At 61.8% G+C, this 11,156-nt stretch carries 10 protein-coding genes; 5 read left to right on the forward strand and 5 right to left on the reverse strand.

Annotation, left to right across the window (positions count from 1 at the left end; genetic code table 11):
• Nucleotides 1-47: 47 nt before the first annotated feature.
• Nucleotides 48-1,646 (forward strand): long-chain fatty acid--CoA ligase, encoded by a 1,599-nt coding sequence (locus ACFCW2_RS11590; protein ID WP_379546559.1) that lies wholly within the window; start codon nucleotides 48-50, stop codon nucleotides 1,644-1,646.
• Between the two features lie 62 nt (nucleotides 1,647-1,708).
• On the forward strand, nucleotides 1,709-2,143 hold the full coding sequence (locus ACFCW2_RS11595; RefSeq protein ID WP_379546561.1) for a DUF1330 domain-containing protein: 435 nt from the start codon (nucleotides 1,709-1,711) through the stop codon (nucleotides 2,141-2,143).
• Between the two features lie 18 nt (nucleotides 2,144-2,161).
• On the opposite strand, the gene ACFCW2_RS11600 is transcribed toward ACFCW2_RS11595, so the two are convergent.
• The 5 genes from ACFCW2_RS11600 to ACFCW2_RS11620 form a co-directional block, all read right to left on the reverse strand.
• On the reverse strand, nucleotides 2,162-3,286 hold the full coding sequence (locus ACFCW2_RS11600) for a YHYH protein (RefSeq protein WP_379546562.1): 1,125 nt from the start codon (nucleotides 3,284-3,286) through the stop codon (nucleotides 2,162-2,164).
• On the reverse strand, nucleotides 3,264-4,361 hold the full coding sequence (locus ACFCW2_RS11605; protein ID WP_379546564.1) for a PA0069 family radical SAM protein: 1,098 nt from the start codon (nucleotides 4,359-4,361) through the stop codon (nucleotides 3,264-3,266). Before ACFCW2_RS11605 ends, ACFCW2_RS11600 begins: the two co-directional genes overlap by 23 nt.
• A 312-nt stretch (nucleotides 4,362-4,673) precedes the next feature.
• Nucleotides 4,674-5,201, reverse strand: a complete 528-nt coding sequence (gene moaB / locus ACFCW2_RS11610; protein ID WP_379546565.1) for a molybdenum cofactor biosynthesis protein B — start codon at nucleotides 5,199-5,201, stop codon at nucleotides 4,674-4,676.
• Entirely contained in the window at nucleotides 5,201-6,967 is a 1,767-nt protein-coding gene (locus ACFCW2_RS11615; protein WP_379546566.1) for a lytic transglycosylase domain-containing protein, read from the reverse strand. Before ACFCW2_RS11615 ends, moaB begins: the two co-directional genes overlap by 1 nt.
• Before the next feature lie 2 nt (nucleotides 6,968-6,969).
• Nucleotides 6,970-7,791, reverse strand: a complete 822-nt coding sequence (locus ACFCW2_RS11620) for a hypothetical protein (protein ID WP_379546567.1) — start codon at nucleotides 7,789-7,791, stop codon at nucleotides 6,970-6,972.
• A gap of 125 nt (nucleotides 7,792-7,916) precedes the next feature.
• Between ACFCW2_RS11620 and ACFCW2_RS11625 the strand changes: the two genes are divergently transcribed.
• Genes ACFCW2_RS11625 through ACFCW2_RS11635 form a run of 3 tightly spaced genes read left to right on the forward strand, consistent with a single transcriptional unit; the run spans nucleotide 7,917 to nucleotide 11,156 of the window.
• Complete coding sequence (locus tag ACFCW2_RS11625) at nucleotides 7,917-9,563, forward strand: electron transfer flavoprotein-ubiquinone oxidoreductase (protein ID WP_379546569.1); 1,647 nt, start codon at nucleotides 7,917-7,919, stop codon at nucleotides 9,561-9,563.
• Nucleotides 9,564-9,612: 49 nt separating this feature from the next.
• Nucleotides 9,613-10,431, forward strand: a complete 819-nt coding sequence (locus ACFCW2_RS11630) for a 4-(cytidine 5'-diphospho)-2-C-methyl-D-erythritol kinase (protein ID WP_379546570.1) — start codon at nucleotides 9,613-9,615, stop codon at nucleotides 10,429-10,431.
• Nucleotides 10,428-11,156 (forward strand): N-formylglutamate amidohydrolase, encoded by a 729-nt coding sequence (locus ACFCW2_RS11635; protein WP_379546572.1) that lies wholly within the window; start codon nucleotides 10,428-10,430, stop codon nucleotides 11,154-11,156. Before ACFCW2_RS11630 ends, ACFCW2_RS11635 begins: the two co-directional genes overlap by 4 nt.

The raw sequence follows: 11,156 nt of genomic DNA on the forward strand, positions 1-11,156 counted from the left end.
TGCGCACTCTTGTGCGCAACGAAAAACAATAGAGAGGAAGCCGCGCAATGCTCGGAGCCATGCAAGACTGGACTATGCGGATCACCCATGTGATCGACCATGCTGCCCGCGAAAGCGGGACCCGCGAGATCGTCACACGCTGGGCCGATGGCAGCGAAACACGCACAGACTGGTCGGGCATTCGCACCGATGCCCTGAAAATGGCGCAGGCGCTGGAGGCACTGGGCCTCAAAACGGGTGACAAGGTTGCCAGTCTTGCGATGAACCATTCGCGCCATCTGGTCAGCTGGTACGGCGTCGCCGGGATGGGCGGGGTGCTCCACACCGTGAACCCGCGCCTGTTCGAGGATCAGCTCGAATATATCGTCAACCACGCCGAAGATAAGGTGATGCTGTACGATGCGATGTTCCAGCCGATCATCGACAAGATGCGCGACAAGTGGACCACGGTCGAACACTACATATGCTTCGATAGCGGCGATCAGTCGCAAAGTTTCGAGGACTGGATCGGCGCACAGGACGGCGCGTATGAATGGGTGCAGGGCTCCGAAACCGACCCATGCATGATCTGCTACACCAGCGGCACCACGGGTAATCCGAAAGGCGTGCAATACGAACACCGCAGCACGGTTTTGCACGCGCTTGCCGGACTTCAGCCCGCCGCTTTCAACTTCAGTTCGGCCAGCGTGATGCTGCCTGTTGTGCCGATGTTCCACGCGGCCAGCTGGGGCCTGCCCTATGCGGGCGCGATGGCGGGCATCAAATTCGTCTTCAGCGCGGTCAACGACCCCGCCGTCCTGCACAAGCTGATGCTCGATGAGGGCGTGACCGACAGCGCTGGTGTTCCGACCGTCTGGCTCGCGCATTTTCAGTATTGCGACAAGGAAGGCATCGATTTGCCCCCGCTCAAGGCGGCCACGATTGGCGGATCTGCCTGTCCGCGCTTTATGATCGAACGGCTTATGAAGAACGGCACCCGCGTCCAGCACGCCTGGGGAATGACCGAGACGTCGCCCATCGGCACGGTTGGCGGGCCGACATGGGATTGGGACCAGCTCAGCTTCGAGGAAAAGGTCGACAAGACCGCGATGCAAGGCCGCCCGATTTTCGGGGTGGAACTTCGCACGCTCGACCTCGACGATCCTACCAAGGTCCTGCCGCGCGATGGCGAGACCAGCGGCGCGCTGCAGATCCGTGGGCCGTGGATCATCCAGCGCTATCTTAAGGCGGAGGCCGATGCGGCTGATCCCGAGGGCTGGTTCGACACCGGCGATGTCGGCATCCTGCATCCCGACGGCACGCTGCAACTGACCGACCGGACCAAGGACGTGATCAAGTCGGGCGGCGAGTGGATCAGCTCGGTCGAGCTGGAAAACGCGGCGGTGGGCCATCCGGATGTGGCCGAGGCGGCTGCCATCGGCATGTACCACCCGAAATGGGACGAGCGGCCCGTGCTGTTCGTGGTCAAGAACGAAGGTGCAGATATCTCGGCCGATGACGTGAAGGGCTATCTGGAAGGCAAGATCGCCACATGGTGGATGCCCGATGCGGTCGAATTTGTGGACGATATCCCCCACACCGCGACCGGCAAGATCAGCAAGAAAGACCTGCGCGATCGTTTCGCGGATTACAAGCTGGAGGGGTGAGCAAAACGATCCTCCCTATTTTCGACGCAGTCGCAAATGGGGAGGGACTGAGGAGCACAAAAATGACCGAAACCTATATCGACCCGTCGCCCGCCAATTTTCAGGCGTTCAAGGACCTTCCGCGCGATCAGCCGATCCACATGCTCAACCTGCTGCTGTACCGTGACCACGCCGAATATCCGGAGGGCCACGAGCACCACGGCAATGGCTGGACTGGCCGCCGGGCCTACGAGGAATACGGCAAGACCAGCGGTCCGATCTTCCGCCGCGTGGGCGGCAGCATCGTGTGGCGCGGGACGTTCCAGACAATGGTGACCGGCCCCGACGACCGCGCATGGCATGACGGGTTTGTTGCGCAGTACCCCAATGCAGGCGCGTTCTTCGAAATGATCAAGGACGCGGATTACCAGAAGGCCGTGGTCAACCGCACCGCCGCCCTGGTCGACAGCCGCCTGATCCGTTTCAAGCCGGGCGAGGGCGGGGATGGGTTTGTGTAGCGAACCTCCCGCTAACCTCTAACCCCTGGGCGGCGGGCCGCGCTGTGCGTCGGCGCTGGCGTCGCATTTGGCGTCTGGATCGCTGAGTGCGCATCCGGTTTGCCCGGTGTGGCATGGCAGGATGGCGTTCGATCCGGGTTCGTCCACGTGATAGTGATAACCGATCCCTTCAAGATCATGCCCACGGCACATATTTAGGTCTTCCGGTTCTTTCCCATCCAGGTTTAGCCGGGCAAGCAAAGGATAGCCGTCCAGTGCAATCCCGATTTTGGGGGCGTGCCCTTCGACCAAATCTTTCGTTAACAAACAATCGGTTGCCGCGTGAAGGTGATAGCCGACCGCAGTGTTTACATGCCCGCCGCAATCATCGAACGGCGCAAGCGTGTGTGCAGCCAGAATGGCATCGGTGGGTGCGGGTGCATCAAACCGGGCGCCGCTGAAGGCAAGGCCAACACCCGAGCGGCTGACCCTTGGAGATACCGACTCGGCATTCACGGGTGTCAGAGGGATGACGTAGGTCTGGGTGGCCCCTTCCTCCACATAGGAGACTTCGCATTCCACACAGTAATTGCGGTATTCTTCAGCGACATCGGGCCGCGCCGCTGCTTCGCAGGCAATTTTGCTGTCGGTGACCCGGATATTGCCGGTTGAAATATCGTGCAGGGTGAAGTCGGGATCGTCGTAAAATTGAGCGAGCCGTTCGATGAAAGGCCCATCGGCATCATAGACCTTGGCGCTTTCGAGCCAGATGCCGGATTTCTCCGGACCATCGGCGATATTTCTGGGGCAAAACGGACCAATTTTCTGATTGGCTGGGGCAGGGCCGACTGTGATGGAAACGCACTGGCTCTCCTCTCCGCCAGAGAGAGTGCAGTCGACAATCGTGGGCGAGCCGATCACCGATTCCTGATCGAAGGATGCAATATATTCCGGGAGCTCTCCGCCGCTCGATGCCGCGCCAGACTGTTCGCCGGTCTTTCCACCTTGGGTACAGCCAACCAAGCTGGCAGCACCGGACAACAAGGCAATTTGCACAGCAGTTTTCGATCTCATGTCTTTCCCTCCCGTGATGATCGGGCGCCAAGTGTCTGCGATCGCGGCCCGAACGGTTGAGATGGTATCACAAAAGCCGCATTTGCCCATCCTCTTCTGGTTTTTGGAATTGCGAGCAATCGAGCTCGAACTTAGGCGTCTCATCGCCTTCACCTATTCCCGCACGTTTGCAGGCCAGCTTAAATCGCGCACGGAACAAATCGGCCCAGACGCCACTTGGTTTCATGCGGGTGTGGAAATCGGGGTCGTTGTCTTTTCCGCCCCGGATCGAGCGGACGATGCGCATCACCTTGTCGCCGCGTTCGGGGTAGTGGACGCTGAGCCATTCGCGGAACAGCGGCGCGACTTCGTGGGGGAGGCGCAGGGGGATCCAGCCAGCGCTCCGTACGCCTAGCGCTGCTGCACGGGTGACGATTTCCTCCATGAATTCATCGGTAATCGCCGGGATGACAGGCGAGACGGAGCAATGCGTCGGCACGCCCGCTTCGGCCAATTTTCCCAGCGCTGCCAATCGCTTGACGGGGGAAGCTGCGCGTGGTTCCAGCTTGCCCGATAGCTTGGGGTCCAGACTGGTCACCGATATCGCCACCGCCACCAGCCGCAGCTCCGCCATCTCCTCCAGCAGGTCCAGATCGGCCAGAATGCGGTCCGATTTGGTGGTGATGGTGACCGGGTGTCGCGCGTCCAGACACACCTCAAGCAGCTCGCGAGTGATGCGGTAATCGCGCTCGATCGGCTGATAGGGATCGGTGTTTGTCCCCATCGCAATCGGGCGCGGGCGGTATTTGGGGCGCGCCAGCGTCTCGCGCAGCAGTTTCGCCGCATCGGGCTTGGCGAAAAGCTGTGTCTCGAAATCGAGGCCGGGGGAGAGATCGTGATAGGCGTGGGTGGGGCGGGCAAAGCAATAGACGCAGCCGTGCTCGCACCCGCGATAGGCGTTGATCGAGCGGTCGAACGGAATGTCGGGCGATTGATTGAAGGACAGGATCGACTTGGGCCGCTCCTCGGTCACTTGAGTGCGGAGTTTGGGCGGTTTCCCGTCCAGTATCTCCATGTGATCGCGCCAGTCACCATCCGCCTCGCGGGCCGCCAAGCCGAAGCGGGTCGGCACATCGCCGCTCTGGGCACCGCGTCCGGTTGTTGGGGGTTCGATTCGGCGTTGCATCGGGTAGAACATAGCAGGAACATAGGTTCTGGGACACGCTTTGATTGCGGGTGCCGGACTTAGGGACGCATCGCATAAATTTGGTTCGCGCAGAGGGCGCAGAGGGCCGCAGAGACGTTGCTGTATGATTACAGCGCAGACGCTTGAATCATCCCGTCAAGATTCGAGCAGCGGCTATTTTGGAGGGCACTTCGTGCCGGGGCGTCACGACATCTCTGTGATCTCTGCGCACTTCTTCCTCCGCGATCTCTGCGCGAACCCAACTACGCTTGCATCAGTCGCGATATAAGGAACTCGAAGCGCGTCGGCCCGTCACGTTTCCCGCAGACGGGGCATCAGCTCGACGAAATTGCAGGGGCGGTTCCGGCTATCGAGTTGTTCGGCCAAGATCCCGTCCCAGCCATCCTTCACCGCACCATTCGAACCGGGCAATGCGAAGATATAGGTGCCGCGCGCCACCACGGCGCAGGCGCGGCTCTGGATAGTGCTGGTGCCGATGGTTTTCAGGCTGAGATAGCGGAACAGCTCGCCAAAGCCGGGAATATCGCGCGTCTTGACTTGCTGCAGCGCCTCCGGGGTCACATCGCGGCCCGTTAGGCCGGTGCCGCCCGTGGTCACAACCGCGTCGATAGTTTCGTCGTCGATCCAGCGGTGCAGATGCGCGGCGATTTCCTCGGCATTGTCCTTGCTGATCTCTCGGGTCGCCAGTTCATGGCCTGCGCCCTCGATCCGCTCCGCCAGAATATCGCCGGAGGTATCATCCTTTGCCGTGCGCGTATCCGATACCGTCAGCAGCGCGATCCGGATGGGCTTGAATTCGCGGTCCGGATCGATCGCCATCAGTTGCCGCCGCTCATGCTCGCAAAGTCGACGCCGGTCGCCGGGAAGGCGGGCCACTGGCCCTGCGCCAGCGCGGTGCGGGTCGGGGAGCGGGTCGCAGCCTGCCGCTCATACATCCAGTAATTGCGCATCACGATGGCGACATAGCCACGCGTTTCCCAATAGGGGATCGATTCCATGTAGAGCAACGGATCGTCCTGGTCGCGGATTTCGCTGTTCCAGCGGCTGATCGGGCTGAGGCCGGCATTGTAGGCAGCCATGATCTTGGGCAATTTGCCCTGTGTCGCGCCGCTATCACGCAGCATTTCGAGATGGCTCTGGCCAAAGGCGAGATTGATTTCGGGGTCCGACAGATCGCTGGCCGTGCCGCGCACGCCGAGCTTTCCGGCATGGTCTCTGGCCGCAGCAGGCATGATCTGCATCAGGCCGCGCGCACCGGCGGGGCTGACGACTTTCGCGCGGAAATTCGATTCCTGTAGCGTGTGCGCATAGGCGAGCGCGGGGTCCACTTTCCATCCGTCGATCGGCTTCCAGCGCGGGGTCGGGAAGCGCAGAGCAGGCTCGCGCTGTGCTCCGGACGGGGCGTTATGCGCCATCCACAGCTGCGTACCGGGCAGGCCAAGCTCGCGGGCGAGGCGTGACAGGGCCTGATATTGGGCCGGATCGCCGATGCGCGCCTGATGGCGCAGGATTTCGTCGGCCAGATCGTCGCGGCCAATCTCTGCCAGAGCGACGGTGGCGCGAACATTGGCGTTGCCGCGCAGGGCCTGCCAGTCGGCTGCATCCAGATCGGGGGTAATGCCGCCTTCCGGCAGCGCCTGACCCAGCGCTTCGCGAGCCAGCATACCGTACAGGGTTTCGTCCATCAGCGCCGCGCCGCGCAGATGTTCGGCAGCGGATTCAGGTTGACGACAGCGGACGAGAGCTCTGCTGGCCCAGTAATGGGCAGCGGCGGCGAGCTCGACATTGATCGCTCCGGCAGCGGCGCTGCGGAACGCGTTCGCGGCGGTCTGGCAATCGCCAAGACGCCAGGCGGCAAGGCCGTGGACCCAGTCACCCTCGGCAACCCACGCGCCGGTGCCCTCTGCCACCGTGCGGGCCATCGCCATGGCGGCGGGATCATTGTTCTCTATGTAATAGCTCCACGCGACCTTCTGACGCCATTCGGCACGGGCAGCGGTGGAAAGCGAGGCATCGACCCCGTCGAGCAATTGGCGCGCACCATCGGGATCGTCGTTCTTGATCCGGTCATTGATCGCATTGCGGATGCTGGACGGCATGGTGCCGTCATCAACGGGGCGGGGGCGCAGGCGCTTGGAGGCGTAGGATTGCCGGACAAAGCCCTGCTCACGCGGCAGATAGGGGGCGGACATCATTCCGCGCTTCATACCCAGGGCACCCATCCGCTCCGCCTGCGGAAGATAGGTTCCTTCGGCGAGCCATGCCTGAATAGCCGGCAATTCGACGCGCGGGCTGTTCGCGTGAAGATAATATTCGGCCTTCGCCACGGCGTGCAGCGGACCATCGGCGCGCTGCGACAGAAGGCTCTCGACATCGCCCCAGCGTTCAGCGTCGATCGCACGGAATAGATCGGCGTAATATTGCCGGTCAGACGTGCTTAGGAGCTGGGGGACGTTGTTGGAGACGCTTTTGGCGCGGAAATATTCGGCGCTGGTATTGGCGGCCGCAGGTAAGGCCGTTGTGCCCATGCACAGGGCGGCGAAGCCCAGAAATGCGGGTCGTAAAATTGCGGCAGCCGAAGTCATTATCAATCTGTCCATTCAAGCCATTGTTGCCAAAACCGCTTCCGTTGACTGGCGCTTCTGAGAAGCGAACCAAGCTCGGGCGCGGCCAACAGAGGGACGCTGCGTCCTTCATGGTTAAAACTTCGTAAATTCGCAGCGTCTTGCGCCGGTTCGTGCGCGACAAGCGGCAAAATGCGGCGTCCGAAGACAATTATGCGTTCGGGGGCCGCGAGGCCGAGGTGATGGCGGACAATCGCGCCGTGGCCGGATGCGACCAGTTCATCCCAATCAGGCTGCAATGCGTGGGTCGGCAGAGCCGAGGCAATGTAGCAATCAGTCTCACCCAGACCCATGGCGCGTTGCATTGCGACCAGCATGGCGCCGCGCGGCCCGTCCAGAAGCCGTTCCCGATCCTCCGCCTCGGGTTGGGGAACGAGAAAGAGGTGGTTCGCCCCGGCTGTGCCGCGCGCAGGGATGCGGTGGGGCGTGGGGCCACTGCCTTCTCCATCGGACCCATCATCTTTTTTGCCAGCCCACCAGTCCTGAAAAGCTGCCAGTTCGGTCGGCCACTCCTCGGGCGATCCCGCCATTGGAACCGCCTTCGCAACCGTAATGCGCTCCCCGCCGACCGGTTTCACCGGAGGCGGGGTCTTCTTGCGAATGACCGGTTGCTGTGCGCTGGGTTCCGTAACGTCGGTGACCGGCTTGGCGGTTTCCGCATCAAGCCAGACGGAGTGTTCGTCCTGAAAATCCGCAGTGAGCCCGGCCTGCCGCCACCAGTCCAGCGCAGCCTCGATTTCGCGCTTCGCATCGGGTGCGTGGGTTGGGGTTTCAGTGGGAACCATGGCCGTATGCAGGTCTTGACCTCAAGCAGTCCGGCAATCAAGGGTTTCTGCGAGATTGCGCGCCGTTTTGGACAGCCCGAACACGGCGCGCCGCGACGATAGATTACACAGGGAAAAATGCAGTCATGAGCGAACGGGAATCCATGCCATGCGACGTCGTCATTGTTGGCGGCGGTGTAGCGGGTCTTGCAGCGGCGATCCGGCTCAAACAGATCAATGAAGAGCTGGAAGTTGTAATTCTTGAAAAGGGCTCCGAAATCGGGGCGCATATCCTGTCGGGCGCGGTGGTCGATCCCAAGGCGCTGGACGAGCTGCTGCCCGAATGGCGCGATATGGATTGCCCGATGGCGGAGACGCCGGTGACGGACAATCTGCACTGGGTGCTGAGCAAGGGTGGCCAGTGGAACATGCCGCATCTGATGATGCCGCCCTTCATGTCCAATACCGGCAATTACACCGGCTCGCTGGGCAATCTGTCGCGCTGGATGGCGGAGCAGGCCGAGGGACTGGGCGTGATGGTCTTCCCCGGCTTCCCTGCCAGCGAAGTGATGTTCAACGATGCGGGCGCTGTCACCGGCGTCATCACGCAGGATATGGGCATTGCCGAGGATGGCTCGCAGAAGGGCGATTACCAGCCGGGCATGGAAATCCATGCGAAATACACTCTGTTCGCAGAGGGGGTGCGCGGTAATCTGACCAAGCAGCTGAAGGCGCGTTACAATCTCGAGGCGGATTGCCAGCCGCAGGTTTACGGGCTGGGCATCAAGGAATTGTGGGATATCGACCCTGCCAAGCATAAGCCGGGCCGGGTGATCCATACGCAGGGCTGGCCCTTGTCCGAAAGCCACAGCTGGGGCGGCGGGTTTATCTACCATCAGGCGAATGGTCAGGTCGCGCTCGGCTTCGTGACGGCGCTGGATTATCACAACCCCTATGTCTCGCCGTTTCAGGAATTCCAGCGGTGGAAGACCCATCCCAAGGTTCGCGAGATCCTCGAAGGCGGGAAGCGCGTGGCGTATGGTGCCCGCGCGATCAATGAAGGCGGCTGGCAGTCTGTGCCCAAGCTTGCCTTCCCCGGCGGCGCGCTGGTCGGCTGCGCAGCGGGCTTCGTGAACGTCCCACGGATCAAAGGCAGCCACACCGCGATGAAGAGCGGGATGCTGGCCGCAGAAAGCATCGCCGCGGCGGTTGCGGCAGGGCACGAGCATACCGAGCTGATGGAATACGACACGGCGGTGCGCGACAGCTGGATCGCCAAGGAATTGAAGCTGGTCCAGAACGCGCAACCTGCGGTGAGCAAGTTCGGCGGCGATATCGGCACCATCGTAGCTGGCGCGGATATGTGGATGCGCACGCTGAAAATCGGCCTGCCGATTGCGATGAAGCACAAGCCCGATCACGAGCATCTGCACCGGGCGGATCTGTACCAGCCGATCCACTATCCCAAGCCCGACGGCGAGATCACTTTCGACCGTTTGACCTCGGTGTCTTTCAGCTACACCAACCATGCGGAGGACCAGCCGGTCCACCTCAAGGTGAAGGATCTGGAGCTGCAACGCGAAAGCGAGCTGGGCGTCTATGGCGGGCCGTCCAACCGGTACTGCCCGGCGGGCGTCTATGAATGGCTGATCGAGGAGGGCCAGGAGCCCAAATTCCAGATCAACAGCCAGAACTGTGTTCACTGCAAGACCTGCGATATCAAGGACCCGAACCAGAACATCGAATGGACGACGCCGGAGGGCGGCGGCGGGCCGAACTATCCGAATATGTGACGCGCTTTCGCCGCTACCCTTTCGTTTGCAATGATCAGGAACGGCTACTTTGCCCGTCATCGAAACTGCCTACGCCAAGATCAACCTGGCGCTGCATATCCAGCGTCGGCGCGATGACGGCTATCACGAGCTGGAAACGCTGTTCGCCTTTGTGGATGCAGGCGATACACTAACAGCGCGTGCGGCAGAGGCAGACAGGCTCCAAGTTCGGGGCGAATTTGTCGATGCGCTGGATGATCCTTTCGATAATCTGGTGATGAAGGCTCTGACCAAGCTTCCGCGTCCGGGCGGGATCGAGCTTCTGCTTGAGAAAAACCTGCCGGTGGCAGCCGGGCTGGGAGGGGGCAGCGCGGATGCGGGCGCGGTGTTCCGTGTTGTGCGGGATATGCATGGTCTACCCGACGACTGGCACACCCGCGCCGCCAAACTCGGCGCGGATGTTCCAGCCTGCGTCGACAGTGTCACGTGCATCGGGCGCGGGACGGGCACGGAGCTGGCCCCGATCAAGAACGATTTGGCGGGCACTCCGGTGCTGTTGGTCAATCCCCGCGTGATGATCTTCACGCCGCAGGTTTTTACCGAATGGAAGGGTATCGGCGGAGGTCCGTTGAAAGGCGAGACGGCCCGCGAAATTGCGATGTCCGGCGGAAATGATCTGCAGAAGATCGTCACCGAGGACCTGCAGATACTCGAGGTCATTCTCGCGTTGAACAGTCTGTCGGACACGAACCCCGTCCTGCACCGGATGTCCGGCTCTGGCGCTACTTGCTTTGCCTTGTACGAAACAAACGAAGCGCGCGATGATGCGCTGCGCGAAATCAACACGCGCCATCCGGAGTGGTGGACGCTGACAGGAAATCTCAGATGATCGACGACCTACCCTACCGCCAGGTTGGCGAGCCTGTTCCGGGGCGCATAGTGTGCGTGGCCGACCATGCCTCCAACTTCGTGCCAGAGGATGTGCCGCTGGGCGTGCCTGCGCATCTGCTCGATACGCATATTGCCGTCGATCTGGGCGTAGAGGGTGTGGCCGACCGGCTGGCCCGCCGCCATGCCATGCCCGCCCATATCGCCTGCATCAGCCGTCTGGTGTGCGATCTCCACCGGCGCGAGGACGAGGATGCGGTGGTCCCGTTTTCCAGCGACGGCCACACCATTCCGGGCAATATCGGGGCCGATGTGGAGAAGCGGCTGGAACGGTATCACCGGCCCTATCACAATGCGCTTGCTGCGTGGCTCGACGCCGCGCAGCCCGAACTGATCGTCGCGCTGCACAGCTTCACGCCCTCGCTGGAAACCAGCGACGAGGAACGCCCCTGGGAAGTCGCGCTGCTGTATAATCAGGACGACCGTGCAGCGCGCCATGCGATCCGGCTGTTTGGCGAGGAAGGGCTGAATGTCGGCGATAACGAGCCCTATTCGGGCAAGCAGCTCAATGCCTCTATGGATCGGCACGCAGAGGCGCATGGGCGGCCCTATCTGACCATTGAAATTCGTCAGGACCTGCTGGCAACCGAAGCCGATCAGGCCCGCTGGGCCGCGCTTATCCATGATATCGCCAACCGCACGGCGCTGGCGCTGAAAAGCGCCTGA

It is taken from the genome of Qipengyuania algicola (assembly GCF_042492175.1).
In the GTDB taxonomy this organism is placed as follows: Bacteria; Pseudomonadota; Alphaproteobacteria; order Sphingomonadales; family Sphingomonadaceae; genus CAJXSN01.

Excerpts from the sequence above, each read along its gene's own strand:
- ACFCW2_RS11590 (WP_379546559.1), top strand. The coding sequence starts at position 48 with ATGCTCGGAGCCATGCAAGACTGGACTATGCGGATCACCCATGTGATC.
- ACFCW2_RS11595 (WP_379546561.1), top strand. The coding sequence starts at position 1,709 with ATGACCGAAACCTATATCGACCCGTCGCCCGCCAATTTTCAGGCGTTC.
- ACFCW2_RS11600 (WP_379546562.1), bottom strand. The coding sequence starts at position 3,286 with ATGGGCAAATGCGGCTTTTGTGATACCATCTCAACCGTTCGGGCCGCG.
- ACFCW2_RS11605 (WP_379546564.1), bottom strand. The coding sequence starts at position 4,361 with ATGCAACGCCGAATCGAACCCCCAACAACCGGACGCGGTGCCCAGAGC.
- moaB (WP_379546565.1), bottom strand. The coding sequence starts at position 5,201 with ATGGCGATCGATCCGGACCGCGAATTCAAGCCCATCCGGATCGCGCTG.
- ACFCW2_RS11615 (WP_379546566.1), bottom strand. The coding sequence starts at position 6,967 with ATGACTTCGGCTGCCGCAATTTTACGACCCGCATTTCTGGGCTTCGCC.
- ACFCW2_RS11620 (WP_379546567.1), bottom strand. The coding sequence starts at position 7,791 with ATGGTTCCCACTGAAACCCCAACCCACGCACCCGATGCGAAGCGCGAA.
- ACFCW2_RS11625 (WP_379546569.1), top strand. The coding sequence starts at position 7,917 with ATGAGCGAACGGGAATCCATGCCATGCGACGTCGTCATTGTTGGCGGC.
- ACFCW2_RS11635 (WP_379546572.1), top strand. The coding sequence starts at position 10,428 with ATGATCGACGACCTACCCTACCGCCAGGTTGGCGAGCCTGTTCCGGGG.